Raw genomic sequence first — 15,007 nt, forward strand, 5'->3', positions numbered from 1 at the left:
GGTTGGCGTTCTAATCGGCTATATTGCGCAAGCCTTCTTCTTAAGATATTTATCGCACGCAAAGGAGCATGCACCGAATGAACGCCTTCAGAACCCTTCATCGTAGTATTTTGCTGCTATTTTTTGTTGTCGTGCTGGCCATTGTGACGCTGGTTCACTTTAGTATTTCCAAAATAGTGGCTGAGCAAAGCCGGGCCCAACAAAAATCTTTATCTCCGGCCATCAACCTGATTGTTAACGAGCTGCTTAAACCGCTGCATACTGCCGAGGCGTTAGGCCACTCACAAGAATTAGTGCGTTTGTTAGATCAGGACGAATTAAACGGCAATGAGGTACTGCGTGTACTTGAGCGTATGGAACAGCAATTTGATTTGGTGTTCTTTTTAGCCAGTGAAAAAGAGCGTATGCAATACATGTCTGACGGTATGGTTATCCCGCTGATTGAAGGTCAGGTTAGCTGGTACTTTAAATATAAAGACCGGCCCGAAAAAGCAGTGGCCGACATTGGTAAATGGGAAGACACCCACTTTTATATCGACATCAAAATTTTTGATGACAACGGCAAATTTTTAGGTTTTTTTGGTGTAGGTCAAAGCTTATCGAGCTTCTTAGAGCTGTTTGACGAATACAAAAAAGAATATGGCTATGATTTTATTATTGTTGATGAAAACAGCGATATAATGCTGTCTTCCGAGGCCTCTCTTATTGCCGAATACTCAGATTTTACTAACTTGTCAGAGCTTGACTGGTTTGCTCAGTTGCCGGCAGAGGTACGCCAAAGACGCGACCTTAACAACCGCCTGGTTTCCATTGAAGAGCAGGAGTACCTGATTGCAGAGATGGGGCTTAACCAGTTCGACTGGACCGTGTTTTTGTTAAGCCCGCTGGAAAAGCGTCAGGCTGAAATTTCTCAGGGATTCATCTTTTCTGTGGTCAGTTTGCTGGTGGTGGTATTTGCCTTGTTTGTTCTGATTTACCACGTACTGTCTTATTTTCGCCGTGATATTCATCGTGAAATTTCGATACCGCCGGCAGCGCGGTTACCTGATCGCATCACCATTGAAAACGACTACAATAAGCTGTTAAAAGCGTATCAATACATAAGCGTGGCGCTGGTAAACATTGATAACTTTACGATTATTAACGATACCTACGGCCGGGCCGCGGGCGATGACGTACATCAGCATGTGGTGCAATATCTACAATCACAGTTGAAAAACAAAGATGTGCTGGGAATGTGGAGCAGTGAAGAGTTTATCATTTTACTGCCTGAATGTGGCCCTCACGAAGCGCGTAAAAAAGCTGAGGAATTGCGTAAAGGGATGTCAAATCTGCCGCCTATTGATAAAGCCCTGCAACTAAAACTTACCGCCTCTATTGGGGTGTCTTATACCGCGACCCCCCGCCCTATGAACGAGGTGACTGCCCATGCCGAAGATGCGCTTTATCAGGCACAGCGAGATGGGCGTAATATTGTCAGGGTTCAGCTTATTAGCTAAGCTATTTACCCGGCGCAAAACCCCGCCTGGCAAACAGGCGGGTCAATCCGGTGGTCATGGCCACCCCCAGCAAAATACAACCGCCGCCAATGAGCGCCTGCAAAGACACACTTTCATTAAGCAAAACCAACCCCCAAAAAATACCAAAAAGTGGCACGAGGTAGGCAACGGTAATGGCTTTTGACGGACCCACTGCGCCAATTAAATGAAAATACAATAAATAGGCAATGCCGGTACCGCCTACCGCTAATCCGATAGCATTTATCCAGGCATAAGCAGAAGGTGACACTTCAGGCCAGGTTGCAATAGCCAGCGGTAACAAAAGTATCGACGCCATCGCCTGCGAACCGGCTGCAACTGCCAAAGGTTTTACGCCTTGTAAATAACGTTTCATCATACATGCTGCTAACCCATAACAGGCGGTTGCGCCGCAAGCAGCCAAAATAGGCAACATCGACAGTTCCCCCCCCTGCAGCTTTTGTTCGCTGATAATAGCAACCCCTATAAACCCCAGAATAAGACCCAACACGGCGACCTTAGAAAGTTTTTCTTGTAACCACACATAAGCAACCATGGCGCCAAACATGGGCGCGGTGGCATTTAAAATAGCGTTGACACCCGCCTCAAGGTGCAGGCTGGCAAAATTGAATAAAACAAAAGGAATGGCTGTATTTATTGCGCCAATAGCCACAATAGGCCAAAAAAAGCGTTGTATATCGGCGGCCTGACGCCGTAGTAATAACACCGGTAATAAAACCAGGGTGGCTAATACGGTGCGCACTTCCACTAACGCAAAAATTCCGAACTCAGGCGCCGCGACACGCATAAAAATAAATGACCCGCCCCATATGGCTGCAAGCATTAACAAAGCGGCAATTTCTTTTGCGGGCATAGCTATAAAGCTCCTTCAAGTTTAAGTAAAAAGGCTTTGCGTTCCAGACCACCTGCATAACCTGTTAATGTTTTATTACTACCAATAACCCGATGGCAGGGCACCACAATAGCTAATGGGTTGCGTCCATTCGCCATACCTACCGCTCGAACGGCTTTAGGATTATCGATATGTCGGGCAATGTCGCCGTAACTTACGGTTTGTCCATACGCGATATTCTGTAGCGCTTGCCATACCTGCTGCTGAAAAGAGGTCCCTGCAGCGGCTAACGTCAAAGAAAATTGTTGTCGGGTACCGGCAAAATATTCGCCCAGCTGTCTGACCGCCGCGCGGGTATGCTGATTCGCATTGGTTTCAACCGGTTGCGTGGTAAACGCCACGCAATGCAGACCTTCACCGGAAGCTTTAACCACTATTGTTCCACATGGGGTGGGTAAACATTGACTATACATGTCGCACCTATATCTGATTAACCGCAATATCCCACAACTGCAGCGTTAAGTATGTTCGCCATGGCGCTGCTGCATCGGGAATGATAGTTTGCTTACTGGCTGCCTTTTTAACGACTAAGTCACTGTTCAGGTAAATATCACTATGGGCCGCGCCTCGTATTTGCATGTAATCACAGGTCCAGGGGCCGATGCCTTTTAAGGCAAGCAGTTCTGACCGAGAAGGGATGTCGCTATGATTTTCAAAAGCGCGGGCCAATGTTCGCAGCGTTGTTTGTCGCGAAGCGGGTAATCTCAACGCCTCTAATGGCATATTGGCCACCGCGGCTGGCGAAGGAAAAACCCAGCCAAACTGATTTTTCTGACCGGCTTTTTCTATTAGCTGATTAGCATAATTGGTGGCGGCTTTTACCGATATTTGCTGGCCCAGTACGGCTCGGCAACCGGCTTCAAAGTAGCTCCAGGTACCCGGCAATCGAAGACCTTCAACCAGCTGATCAGTCTGAACTCCGGCAGCAACCAGCGCTTTTTGTATAAGCTGCGGGTCTGCATTTACATCAAGCACCCGGGCCAGATTGCGCATCACCGGTTGAATAAAGCGTAAATCGGTTATCTTGATAGCCACATTAAAGCCATTTTTTTGCGCATCATACGTGGCTTTCAGACACCCGGCACTGTTATGCCAGCTAAACGTTAAGGCGTAGCTGTCTGCGGTTACCTGCTCGACCAGAGGCAGAGCATGCACGGCAAGAAACTCTTTAACCTGGGGCCAGTTGTAAGGCGTGCGACAGGCTAAAAATAGTTGGGTACTTGATGCATCAGGTGACACAGGCAAAGCTCTCCTTAAGCGATTAGGGGTTAGCCCCCACTGTTGTTGCATTAAATGCTGTAACCGGCGCTCGGACTGAAACCCACAAGCGCAGGCTACATCGGTAACACTGAGCTCAGACTGCTGTAACAATTGTTTGGCAAACAGCAATTGTTGGTAAAGTTGCAGCTTTTTTGGGGTTAAACCCAACTGCCGGGTGACTAACTGGTGTAAATAACGCGGAGTTATTCCTAGTCGCTTTGCAATCTGATCGATACGCTGAGCAGGCAATGCTATCAACAATTGCACCGCACGCGATACCGTGGTGTCGATACCCTGCCAGGCATTGGAGCCGGGCGCGCTGTCAGGGCGGCAACGTAAGCAAGGTCGGAATCCGGCGGCCATGGCCTGTACAGCGTGGGTGTAATACCGGACATTTTTTTCTGCCGGTAGGCGAGCCGGGCATATTGGCCGACAAAAAATATGAGTAGACATTACTGCAACAAAAAACATACCGTCAAAACGCGGATCGCGGCTTAAACGGGCCTGACGATAAATTTCAGTCTGTTTTGACGACTCGGTATTATTGAGCAAGGCTGTCATGTAAGTTCACTTTTAAACGTAAACACGCCTTCAGTGTAAACCAGTTTTTAACCTGAGATACGACAAAATCGGAACTCACAATACGCTCGGCGGTTGATTAAAAGACGGCCCATACGCATAATACTTTGCATAAAACGACCTTATACTGATCGCAGTTCAGTATATCAAACCTCTTTGGAGCCCATTTGCTGAAATTGTGTATTCGCCCTGTTTGCTGGCTTCTATTGTATTTTGGCTGTTCAATTTTTGTAGGTTCGGCTCAGGCAAAAACACAGCAATGGGTTGACGACTACGCCCGCTATGTAAAGTCGCAGGCCAACAAATACAACGTACCGGGCTATGCGTTTGTTTATTATCAACAAGGCGAAACCCCGAAAGTTTATGTGCATGGTCGTACAGCCAGTTCGGGCCAACGTATTAATAAAAACACCGTATTTCGGTTAGCGTCGGTGTCAAAAACATTTACCGCTTTGTTACTGGCCAAGCTGGTTCAGCGCGATGTTATGCAATGGGACATGAACATTAACGAACTGGTGCCGCAAATTCCGTTCAAAGGAGTCGGCATGGATCAGCTTGAACTGCAGCATATCAGCGGCCAGTCGAGTGGTTTTATGCCTAATGCCTACGACAATCTTATTGAAGCAGATTATCCGCTGGATAGGGTTTTAGATAAGCTGTCTGAGCTTGAGCCCATTTGTGCTCCCGGGCAATGCTACACCTACCAAAACGCATTATTCGGGGCCATTGAATATTATCTGGTGAGCCAGAACACCTCTTATCATCGACAAATTCAGGAACAGTTATTTACGCCGTTAGGCATGAATAACGCCAGCGCCGGAAAAGGCGCATTAATGGCCTCCCAAAGCTGGGCCAGCCCCCATATTGCTATAGCCCGCGATAAATGGCGCAAAAGCATGGTTGAAAGTAACTATTATCGGTTTACGCCGGCCGCTGGGGTAAATGCCAGCATTAATGATATGACCATTTATTTACAGGCCATGTTGGGTGAGTTTCCTACCGTAGTGCCACCTGAGCTTATTGAGTATATTACTGAGCCCCGAGTACGCACTACCCGCGAAATCTACCGGCGCGGTTGGCGACAGTACTTAAAAAATGCGCATTATGGTTTGGGCTGGCGGGTGTATGAATTTGAAGGCCATACTCTTAATTATCATGGCGGCTGGGTAAAAGGGTACCGGGCTGATGTGGCGTTCGACCCGAAGGCTAAAGCCGGCTATGTCATGCTGATGAACGCCGAGTCAAATATGATTAACTCGACCACCGCTGAGTTTTGGAAGCGTTATTATGAGCAGGCTGAAGGCAAATAAACCTTCAGTCTGCATCGTTAACTAGCTGGTTTTCAGGTAGGTATAACCACTTAGACAGTCTTCGTAAAAGTCGGTCCAGCGTACCCCTTCACGGGGCATAATATTGCCCGCCGAAATTTGCTTATCGATAAGCTTTTTCACATCATAAGCCATAGCCCGCGGGTTGTATTGCATGATATTCAGAACATCTTGCACCGACGAGCCTTTAACCACTTCTTCAATGTAAAAGTCTTGGGGGTCGTCATCGTGACTGTAAATATGCACTTCATTTAAGCGGCCAAACAAATTGTGCATATCGCCCATCACATCCTGATAAGCTCCGGTTAAAAATAACCCGACATGATAGTGCTCACCAGCGTTAAGCTTGTGCATAGGCAGCACATCGGTAATTTCCCGGCCCACCGCAAATTGATCAATTTTACCGTCGCTGTCGCACGTTATATCCACCAGCGTACAGTTAACCTCAGGTTTTTCATTCATCCGGGTTAAGGGCACTACCGGCAATAACTGATCGATAGCCCAGGTATCTGCTGCCGACTGAAACACCGAAAAATTACACAGGTACTGAGAGGCTAAACTATAGTCAAGCTCCTGTAGCTCTTCTGGTACATAATCCTGGGTCGCGCACCACTGTTTCAGGCGCACCATAATACGCCAGTAAATGGTTTCAATTTTTGCCAGCTCTTCTAAGGTTAATACCCGAAGTTTAAACGCATCCAGCGCCTGTTCTTTGTACTGAGACGCATCGTTGTACACTTCCTGCATACTTGATTGCTGGTCAAAGTCGTCTTCAAGCTCACGAATATTTTTAACAAAAACATGTTCTTTGTCGGCACGTTCGGTATCAATTTCAGCGCTGTTAGAGCGAATTTCACCGACAATTTCTGTTACCACACAACTATGATGAGCGGTAATTGCCCGGCCGCTTTCACTAACCAGATTTGGATGCGGCACCCCTTCCAAATCACACACTTCTTTCATGCCGTAAACTACATCAGCCACATACTCCTGCATGTTGTAGTTACGCGACGAGTCATTGGTGGAGGCACTGCCATCATAATCAATACCCAGACCTCCGCCTACATCAACATAGTCCAGTTCAAAGCCCATTTTGTAAAGGTCGGCATAAATACGTGCGCCTTCACTAATGGCTTCTTTAACGGCTCGAATGTCGGTCAGCTGGCTGCCGATATGAAAATGCAACAGTTTAAGACAATGGCCCATGCCATTTTCTTCAAGGTATCGTGCGGTTTTGATAGTTTCGGCAATAGTAAGGCCAAATTTGGCTCGTTCGCCCCCCGACCCTTCCCATTTGCCCCGACCTTTTACTGTCATTTTGGCACGTACACCAATAATGGGATCAATGTTTAGCTCTTTGGCCACTTTCACCAGCAACAGCAGTTCGGTATATTTTTCGACCACGACCACCATTTTACGGCCTAGCTTTCTGCCTAATAAAGCCAGACGCATAAATTCGTCGTCTTTGTAGCCATTTAAAATGGTTAACGAGTCTTCGTTGATGTTTAACGCCAGTGCGGTAATAAGTTCGGCTTTTGAGCCGGCTTCTAACCCGTAATTATAGGGCGCGCCCGCATCGACAATTTCTTCGACAACCTCTCGCATCTGGTTAACTTTTATAGGATAGACACCCTGATATTCACCCCGATATTCGGCGTCTTTTATAATATCCCGAAAGTTGGTATTCAGGCTGGCAACCTGTGAGCGCAGTACGTCATGAAAACGTACCACCACCGGAAACTGCACCCCTTCTTCGCGAATTTCGTTTATCAGCGCCTGAAAATCAATGCGAATGCTTTTGTCATCCAATACCGGGGTAACCTGAACATTGCCATTTTCGCCAATTTCAAAATAGCCACCACCCCAGCGAGATACGCCGTATAATTTCTCAGCTTCCTCGATGCTCCACTCAGACAAAGTTACCACTCCAATAAGGTAAAGCGGGCTAACTATTAAGCCCGTTCATTTAAAATAAGATTGTTGTGCGTATTATAGCGACGTACATCTATGACGCTATGGTTTTATATTCAGTTAATCTGCTAACTTATACTGAATAAGCCAGGGCATGGACTAGGCTTATTTCCTTTTGCAACCCGCCCCCTCACTGAAACCGCGCTAAAACACGCGAAATTTAAGTTAAATTACCTACTGTTAGCGACAAACACATATTTTCAGCGATAGTTCAGCCTGCAAAGAATCTATCGTAAAGACGGATATTAAGTAAACTTATCATCCGTTTGCCCGTATGAGCAAAAACGTCATCAAAATCTTTGTGCGTTTTCCCAAAACGCCTGTGTCTTTACAGAAGAGCAAGGCAGTCCTTTTGTTTACCTTCTGATGTCTGTGAAAAATTTGGCACTGTCTGCCTGTTCAAAAGGCACCACCAGACAGTGTTCGGCTTGATAAACAAGGAAACCAGCATGTCCAGTATTACCATCAACGGTCAGACCCATGCGCTGCCAGACGATCCGCGCACCACACTTCTTGACTTTATGCATCAGCATTTACAATTATTTGGCGCTAAAAAAGGATGTGATCACGGCCAGTGCGGCGCGTGTACCGTACTTGTAGACGGCGAACGGATGAACTCATGTTTACTTTTAACCTTTCAGTTAGCCGAAAAATCGGTCACCACAATTGAAGGATTATCTAACGGTGAGGAACTGCATCCGTTGCAACAGGCGTTTATCGACAACGATGCGTTTCAGTGTGGCTTTTGTACCAGTGGCCAGATTTGTTCAGGCGTAGCGGCGCAGCAGGAGCTGAAAAAAAATCGACCGTCGACTTTGTGGTTTGACCCCAACCACACCAAGACCGAAGATCTAAAAGAGCGCTTGAGCGGCAATTTGTGCCGGTGCGGCGCATATCCCCATATCATTGATGCTGTTAGTAGTACTGATGACAGTCAGGAGGTTAAATGAAGCCTTTCGCTGTTTTTCCCTTACATAAAAAGCACGATTTAGTTCAGGTTGAATCGTTTGAGCATAGCCGCTTTTTAGCAGGTGGCACCAACCTGGTCGATTTGATGAAACATCAAATTGAAAGCCCTGATCAAATTATCGATCTTTCCGGGTTTGAACAAGCCTATGATATTACTGATTCAGAACAGCAGGTGACTATTGGCACCATGGTGTCAAACACTGAGCTTGCCGATTATGCCTACCAGCAACCAGGGTTGTCTTTGCTCTCGCAAGCTTTATTAGCCGGGGCGACTGTACAACTGCGCAATCGAGCAACGACGGGTGGCAATTTACTGCAACGTACACGCTGCTATTACTTTTACGACACCACCAGACCCTGCAATAAACGTAAACCGGGTTCAGGTTGCGCTGCCATCAATGGCTTTAATCGTAACCATGCCATTCTGGGCACATCGGAGCACTGCATTGCCTCTCATCCGTCTGATATGGCGACCGCAATGACCGCGTTAGACGCGACGGTACATACCTGTAATGCAAACGGCGAAACCCGTCAAATTCCAGTTCGTGAACTGTACCGATTGCCTGGCGATACTCCGCACATCGAAACCCACCTTGGTGCTGATGAGCTTATTACCGCAGTAAGTATCGATAAAACACCACGGGGCACGCATATTTATCAAAAAGTACGCGACCGGTCTTCGTATGCCTTTGCGCTGGTATCAGTGGCGTGCACTATGCAGGTAAAAGACGGCATCATTAGTGATATCAATCTGGCCTTTGGCGGGGTGGGTTCGCAGCCCTGGCATGCTCAGGCCGCCGAAGAGTACTTACGGGGCAAATCTGCCACCACCGAGCTGTTTGAACATGCCGCCGATGTTGAACTTAGCTCAGCCAAAGGCTCGGGTTATAACGACTTTAAAATACCCATGCTAAAACGCACGCTGGTGCATGTATTAACCCAGGCAAGCGAGCACCAAAATCAACATCCAGAGCATGAAGGAGCAATTTATGCCCGCTAATACATCCTCAAACCCTTATGGTATAGGTGCCGCCGCTAACCGGGTAGATGGCCGGTTAAAAGTTCAGGGCAAAGCCACCTATGCGGGTGAAAACCTGTTTGATAGAGCGCCACTCATTGGTTGGATTGTAGGTGCTGATATTGCCAGTGGTACCTTAAAACGCGTTAACACCGAAAAAGCCGAAGCGCAGGAAGGTGTGCACGCGGTCATCACCTATAAAAATTCAGTCGACCAAAAACCATTTGGCTTACCTGAAGACACACAGCGTTTTGGTCAAAGTCGGGCCATGTTAAACGAAGATAAAATTCGCTATGCCGGTTTTCCGGTAGCGCTGGTGGTCGCCGACACTCTGGAGCAGGCGCGCTATGCAGGCCAGTTGATAGACTTCACTATTGAACCTGCGTCTATCAGCCTTTTGACTAAACACAGCGAGGCTCAGGTAGCCCCTGAAAGCATCGATGGCGGTTATGAAGCCGATGCGGGGTTGGGCGACATTGATAGCGCATTAAGCAGCGGTCAGCGCTTCAACATGACCTACACCACGCCTAACCAGGTTTCAGCCGCCATGGAACCACATACCAGTATCGCCAACTACGATGGCACCAACCTGACGGTGCATACCAGCGTGCAAATACTGGCCAGTGCTGTAGATTGTCTGGCTTCAACCTTCAACTTACCCAAAGAAAACATACGGGTAAAAAGTCCGTTTGTGGGGGGAGGCTTTGGATCGAAGCTTGGCCTGCATAATGATGCTATTTTAGCCAGTATTGGAGCCCTGCATTTACAGCGGCCGGTTAAGGTAGCCATGACGCGCCGGCAGGTATTTCATAATGCTCCGCACCGCGGCATGAGTATTCAACAAATGGCGTTCAGCGCTGATGCAAACGGTAAACTGGGCGGCGTGCAACATCACAGTGCTATGCCAATGGCCAAAGATTATGCGTTTGCCGAAGGAACTGGCGTAGCTGCCCGGGTCAACTATCAGGCTGAAGCTATCGACAGTAAACATCGGGTAAAAGTGGTCGACTCGCCCATGCTCGATTCAGTGCGCGCGCCGGGCGACGCCATCGGTTCGCTGGCCTTTGAAGCTGCGGTAGATGAGATAGCGCGTTCACTGGAAATTGATCCGGTAGATTTCAGACGTAATAACATTGCCCCTGTGCACCCTATTACCGGGGCTGATTTTTCAACCAATAATCTGGATAAGTGCCTGCTTGAAGGCGCTGAAAAGTTTGGCTGGAAAAAGCGGCAACACACCACCAAAGGCACTAAGAAAAATGGCTTTGGTGTTTCGTTGGGCATGCGTATGAACATGATTGTACCCAGTGAAGCCAGTATTACGCTACAAAATGACGGGCAGTTAGTGGTGCGTACCGATATGACCGACATCGGTACCGGAACCTACACTATTTTGACCCAAATCGTGGCTGAACATTTCAATGTAGATGCTAACCGTATCACGATAAATCTGGGCGATAGCGACTCGCCTGCTTCTTCGGGTTCAGGGGGTTCGTTTGGCGCATCCAGCAGTGGTACCGCAGTTCTTAACGCCTGTGAAGCGCTGTCGCTTAAGCTAAGCGAATGTGCCGGCCTGGCAAAAGGTAATGAGCTGGTTCAGTTAAATGACAACCTGGTGATTTTTGGTAAAGGCGATACTGAGCAGCAACATAGTCTTTCTGATTTACTCGGCAATACACAAAACAACGCGTTAACGGCGCAGGGTTCCGTTGCCCCCGACGAGGGTAACGACAACTATGCGCAGTACAGTTGCGCCGCGCACTTTGCTGAAGTTGAGGTGGATACGGTCACCGGTGAGGTCAGAATTATCCGACAACACGGTGCTTTTTCAGCAGGTCGTATCCTTAACCATAAAACCGCCGGGTCGCAATTAAAGGGCGGCATGGTATGGGGTGCCAGCTACGCATTGTTTGAGGAGTTACAACAAGACCCAAGAGACGGAGGTTTTGTAAACTGCGACTTTGCTGAATATCACTTTGCGGTAAATAGAGATATTGGTGATGTGTCGTTGCATATTATTGAAGAACCCGATTACAAAGCGTGTAAGCTAGGCAGTAAAGGTATTGGTGAGTTAGGTATTACCGGCTCGGGCGCGGCCATCGCCAACGCGGTGTACGATGCCGTAGGTGCCCGGGTACGTGACTTCCCGATTACACCCGACAAAGTAATGGCACAGTTGTAAGTTTATTTTTTAAAGTGCAGTGGCTATATAAGCTGCTGCACTTTAAAAAACTGATCCTGTTTAAAGCAGAGTTTGCATTAACTGCGGTACAACGGCTTAATCAAATGAAAACCAAAGCGGGTTTTTACCGGCCCATGCACCTTTAACAACTCTTTTTTAAATACCACATCATCAAATGGTTTGACCATCTGACCTCGCCGAAATTCACCCAAATCACCCCCACGTTTACCCGACGGGCAGGTGGAGTGCTTTTTGGCTAACACCCGAAAATCTTTGCCTTTTTTTAGCTGATCCAACAAAGCCAGTGCTTCTTTTTCAGTTTTCACCAGAATATGCAGTGCTGATGCTCTCATAGTGTTTGTTCAATATAATGTGTCGTTATACGCTTATTGTAGCGTAATTAAGAGGCTGAACGCACAGTAAGGCTTATCAGCTTTTTAATCTCGGCCTATTTCACCGGGTAAGATTCCAGCAGTTTACGCACCAGCTTAGTCAGCTCCTGCTGCACTGCAATACTGTCCTGTGCATCAAGTGTTATACGTCCGCTGGCGCTGTAAACAAACACGCCGTCTTTAACTACATCAATTTGAAGGTTTTGATACTGGGTGGTCTGTTCGCCCAAAGGAACACTAAAAATACCGCCCAGTGACAAGCCGGTCATGCTGCCAAAAATGCTTGTGCCTAAACCAAGGCTAACCGACTTTCCGTCTTTGTCGAGACCGGTCGAAGGAAAAAAGCCAATGTTTACATCTGCTTTTTCCTTACTGGCAGTTTGCATCCCTTTGCTTTGAAGCACCGAGGTAATTGCCGTGGTTATGTGGTTTTCCAGATTAGCGTTGACCGAGTTTAGCGGGGCCTGAACATAAAAAGTATTAATAGCCGCAAAGTTTGCCTCTTCGTTCACACTGATATCAGGTTTATTGGCAGCACACCCCGCTAACAAACCGAAGGAAACGAAAACCACGATAAGCAAGCGAACTGAATGAAATGGTGTTTTAAGTAAATGCATAAATTAATCAAAAAAAGAAACCAATGGTTTTTTAACGGTCAGCACCAGCAATAAGGATCGCTAAGCATTAAAAACAGGCAGGCGATATCTGAATAAATCCTACCCATAGTAGCAAAACCTGCGCAATACGCTGGGGGGCTTTACGCTTTTTCCAAACAGAAGCTGCTCCCGAGGCTTCCGAATCGCGGGTAAATAGCGCAGAATAGCATTCTTAATTTGGAACACTCTGCCTGTGTGGCGGGTGATTTATTGCAGGGACATATCATGCCGAAGGCTAGTGAGATAAAGAAAAACAATACCATCGTATATCAGGGTAAAACCTGTATTGTCAGAGACATTGAGCGCTCTGTGCCGCAAGGGCGTGCCGGTGGCAGTATTTATCGTATGCGTATGTACGATGTTGTCACAGGTTCGAAATTTGACGAAACCTTCAAAGATTCAGACATGCTGGAGATGGCCGACCTGGTTCGCCGTCCAGCAATGTTTTCGTATATGGATGGCGAAGAGTTTGTATTTATGGATAAAGAAGATTACACCCCTTATCACATGAATCAGGAAAGCATTGCCGATGAAGCGCTGTTTATCAATGAAAAAACCGATGGCATTCAGGTGTTAATTGTTGGTGACGCGCCGGTAGCACTAGACTTACCAATAAGCGTTGAGCTTGAAGTGATAGAAACCGATCCTTCCATAAAAGGAGCATCGGCGACGTCTCGAACAAAACCCGCCACCTTGTCTACCGGCCTGGTAGTACAAGTACCTGAGTACATCAGTACCGGCGAATGGGTGAAAATCAACACAGAAGAACGTAAGTTTCAAAGCCGCGGTGAAAAACACTAGTTAACGCTTTTCTTTCCACATGCCGTGGTTTCAAACCCAATAAGGGCAGTGTCCTGCTCTTATTGGTTAATGCCTTTATACCTGCTTTGGCACTCATACTCTCCCGAGTTCCGGGCGTATCTTCAGCAATTATCAAAAGTACATTTTTTGTACACATTTTAATGTAATACCGTTATGGTAACAGTGCTTAATTTTCAATGGTTCACTGGTAAGCAGAACTTTTCTTCTGTACCACACTAAAACGGACACCTCTATGAAAATACAGTCTTTTATCACTGCGTTACTGACTTTTACTGTGGCTCCATCGCTCACCGCCAAGCCTATTGATACTGCAATCGATAAATATGAACAGTATTTGACCGAGTTTCGACAGCAAAACTCGGTACTTAGTATGTCGGCCGCCATCGTAAAAGACGATAAGATTATTTATGCCAAAGGCTTTGGTTGGCAGGACCACGATGCTGAAGAACCTACGACGGCCGATACCACCTACCTGGCCGCCTCCATTACCAAAACATTTACCGGGGCTACCTTACTGGCCATGGAGAGTGAGGGTAAAATCGATCTTGATACGCCTTTTACCACCTTGAGTGACTGGCACAAACGCTGTAAATGGCTGGCCAATAGCGGAATTATTTTTGGGGGAGGAACCCTGGATAATGGCCAACAGATTCCTGCGGTAGATTGTAATGCTGCAATCACCCTGCGCCAGGTGCTGCAACACCGTGTCCAAGGCATCCCAGATACCTCTTTTTTCTACAACCCGGTGGTATTCGGTCATTTATCAAATTGGGTAGAAGAAAATACCGATAAATCCTGGCGTGAATGGATGCATCATTACGTACTTGCCCCTGCAAAGCTGGAGCACATCGCGGCAGGCTGGAGGGATCCCAACGGCGGCACCACGCTTACCCAGTTAGCTCCGCCATTTCGTCATGCGCCCGAGCAGTCTGACAACCTGGCACCTTCGCCCCTTCCAAACCCTGAACTTAATGCCAGCTCAGGTATCATCGCCAGTGTGAAGACGCTGGCCCGTTATTCCATCGCCCTGGACCAGGGTTTGATTTTATCTTCTGAACAACGCAAAAAAATGTGGACGCCTCCTATCGAAGCGAACGGCGAACCTGCCCCCTATGCCTATGGCTGGTTCGTTCAAAACTGGAAGGGACACAAAGTGGTATGGCATAGCGGCTGGTGGCCCGACGCCTATGCCGGCTTTCTGGTGAAAATACCTGATGCCAGATTAACGCTTGTGATACTGGGTAACACCGATGGGCTTAGAACCGATATCAATACCCTTACTGCCGCTGAGGTTCATAAAAACCCTGTTGTAGGAAAATTCCTTGACCTGCTTTTACCCCCAAAAGCTACCTCGGAATAATAGACACAAAAAAAGGCGCTTCGAGAAGCGCCTTTTTATT

The 15,007-nt window shown here is 47.3% G+C and carries 13 protein-coding genes; 7 read left to right on the forward strand and 6 right to left on the reverse strand.

Features of this window, described 5'->3' with window-relative positions:
* The first annotated feature begins 77 nt into the window (after window positions 1-77).
* Window positions 78-1,499: a sensor domain-containing diguanylate cyclase gene (locus JK130_RS09860; protein WP_218354149.1), complete on the forward strand. Its 1,422-nt coding sequence runs from the start codon at window positions 78-80 to the stop codon at window positions 1,497-1,499.
* Window position 1,500: 1 nt separating this feature from the next.
* Here JK130_RS09860 and JK130_RS09865 read toward each other — a convergent pair whose 3' ends face one another.
* Genes JK130_RS09865 through JK130_RS09875 form a run of 3 tightly spaced genes read right to left on the reverse strand, consistent with a single transcriptional unit; the run spans window position 1,501 to window position 4,251 of the window.
* Window positions 1,501-2,391, reverse strand: coding sequence for a DMT family transporter (locus JK130_RS09865; RefSeq protein ID WP_218354150.1), 891 nt, complete (start codon window positions 2,389-2,391; stop codon window positions 1,501-1,503).
* 2 nt (window positions 2,392-2,393) lie between these two features.
* Window positions 2,394-2,843, reverse strand: a complete 450-nt coding sequence (locus JK130_RS09870) for a methylated-DNA--[protein]-cysteine S-methyltransferase (protein ID WP_218354151.1) — start codon at window positions 2,841-2,843, stop codon at window positions 2,394-2,396.
* Between the two features lie 7 nt (window positions 2,844-2,850).
* Window positions 2,851-4,251, reverse strand: coding sequence for a DNA-3-methyladenine glycosylase 2 family protein (locus JK130_RS09875; RefSeq protein ID WP_220099525.1), 1,401 nt, complete (start codon window positions 4,249-4,251; stop codon window positions 2,851-2,853).
* Window positions 4,252-4,475: 224 nt separating this feature from the next.
* Here JK130_RS09875 and JK130_RS09880 point away from each other — a divergent pair, with 224 nt between their 5' ends.
* Window positions 4,476-5,579 (forward strand): serine hydrolase domain-containing protein, encoded by a 1,104-nt coding sequence (locus tag JK130_RS09880; RefSeq protein ID WP_246587756.1) that lies wholly within the window; start codon window positions 4,476-4,478, stop codon window positions 5,577-5,579.
* A 21-nt stretch (window positions 5,580-5,600) separates the two neighbouring features.
* Here the strand turns inward: JK130_RS09880 and speA are convergent, their stop codons facing one another.
* A complete protein-coding gene (gene speA / locus JK130_RS09885) occupies window positions 5,601-7,514 on the reverse strand; it encodes a biosynthetic arginine decarboxylase (RefSeq protein WP_218354153.1) in 1,914 nt (637 codons plus the stop codon).
* Between the two features lie 503 nt (window positions 7,515-8,017).
* Here speA and JK130_RS09890 point away from each other — a divergent pair.
* The 3 genes from JK130_RS09890 to JK130_RS09900 are packed head-to-tail and all read left to right on the forward strand — an operon-like array spanning window position 8,018 to window position 11,737.
* Window positions 8,018-8,518, forward strand: a complete 501-nt coding sequence (locus JK130_RS09890; protein ID WP_218354154.1) for a (2Fe-2S)-binding protein — start codon at window positions 8,018-8,020, stop codon at window positions 8,516-8,518.
* On the forward strand, window positions 8,515-9,537 hold the full coding sequence (locus JK130_RS09895) for an FAD binding domain-containing protein (RefSeq protein ID WP_218354155.1): 1,023 nt from the start codon (window positions 8,515-8,517) through the stop codon (window positions 9,535-9,537). Before JK130_RS09890 ends, JK130_RS09895 begins: the two co-directional genes overlap by 4 nt.
* Window positions 9,527-11,737 (forward strand): xanthine dehydrogenase family protein molybdopterin-binding subunit, encoded by a 2,211-nt coding sequence (locus JK130_RS09900; protein ID WP_218354156.1) that lies wholly within the window; start codon window positions 9,527-9,529, stop codon window positions 11,735-11,737. Before JK130_RS09895 ends, JK130_RS09900 begins: the two co-directional genes overlap by 11 nt.
* 77 nt (window positions 11,738-11,814) lie before the next feature.
* On the opposite strand, the gene ppiC is transcribed toward JK130_RS09900, so the two are convergent.
* Together ppiC and JK130_RS09910 are read right to left on the reverse strand one after the other, a co-directional pair.
* Window positions 11,815-12,090 carry a peptidylprolyl isomerase PpiC gene (gene ppiC, locus JK130_RS09905; RefSeq protein WP_218354157.1) on the reverse strand — a complete coding sequence of 92 codons (276 nt, stop codon included), beginning with the start codon at window positions 12,088-12,090 and terminating at the stop codon, window positions 11,815-11,817.
* Window positions 12,091-12,185: 95 nt separating this feature from the next.
* Window positions 12,186-12,746, reverse strand: a complete 561-nt coding sequence (locus JK130_RS09910; RefSeq protein ID WP_218354158.1) for a DUF4136 domain-containing protein — start codon at window positions 12,744-12,746, stop codon at window positions 12,186-12,188.
* A gap of 264 nt (window positions 12,747-13,010) precedes the next feature.
* Here JK130_RS09910 and efpL point away from each other — a divergent pair, with 264 nt between their 5' ends.
* Entirely contained in the window at window positions 13,011-13,586 is a 576-nt protein-coding gene (efpL, locus tag JK130_RS09915; protein ID WP_218354159.1) for an elongation factor P-like protein EfpL, read from the forward strand.
* Window positions 13,587-13,839: 253 nt separating this feature from the next.
* A complete protein-coding gene (locus JK130_RS09920) occupies window positions 13,840-14,967 on the forward strand; it encodes a serine hydrolase domain-containing protein (protein ID WP_218354160.1) in 1,128 nt (375 codons plus the stop codon).
* The last annotated feature ends 40 nt before the right edge of the window (window positions 14,968-15,007 follow it).

Source organism: Alteromonas lipotrueiana, from assembly GCF_019249245.1.
GTDB lineage: Bacteria > Pseudomonadota > Gammaproteobacteria > Enterobacterales > Alteromonadaceae > Alteromonas > Alteromonas lipotrueiana.

Bases quoted from the DNA above. Each gene is read 5' to 3' on its own strand.
- JK130_RS09860 (WP_218354149.1), top strand. From the start codon at position 78: ATGAACGCCTTCAGAACCCTTCATCGTAGTATTTTGCTGCTATTTTTT.
- JK130_RS09865 (WP_218354150.1), bottom strand. From the start codon at position 2,391: ATGCCCGCAAAAGAAATTGCCGCTTTGTTAATGCTTGCAGCCATATGG.
- JK130_RS09870 (WP_218354151.1), bottom strand. From the start codon at position 2,843: ATGTATAGTCAATGTTTACCCACCCCATGTGGAACAATAGTGGTTAAA.
- JK130_RS09875 (WP_220099525.1), bottom strand. From the start codon at position 4,251: ATGACAGCCTTGCTCAATAATACCGAGTCGTCAAAACAGACTGAAATT.
- JK130_RS09890 (WP_218354154.1), top strand. From the start codon at position 8,018: ATGTCCAGTATTACCATCAACGGTCAGACCCATGCGCTGCCAGACGAT.
- JK130_RS09895 (WP_218354155.1), top strand. From the start codon at position 8,515: ATGAAGCCTTTCGCTGTTTTTCCCTTACATAAAAAGCACGATTTAGTT.
- JK130_RS09900 (WP_218354156.1), top strand. From the start codon at position 9,527: ATGCCCGCTAATACATCCTCAAACCCTTATGGTATAGGTGCCGCCGCT.
- ppiC (WP_218354157.1), bottom strand. From the start codon at position 12,090: ATGAGAGCATCAGCACTGCATATTCTGGTGAAAACTGAAAAAGAAGCA.
- JK130_RS09910 (WP_218354158.1), bottom strand. From the start codon at position 12,746: ATGCATTTACTTAAAACACCATTTCATTCAGTTCGCTTGCTTATCGTG.
- efpL (WP_218354159.1), top strand. From the start codon at position 13,011: ATGCCGAAGGCTAGTGAGATAAAGAAAAACAATACCATCGTATATCAG.
- JK130_RS09920 (WP_218354160.1), top strand. From the start codon at position 13,840: ATGAAAATACAGTCTTTTATCACTGCGTTACTGACTTTTACTGTGGCT.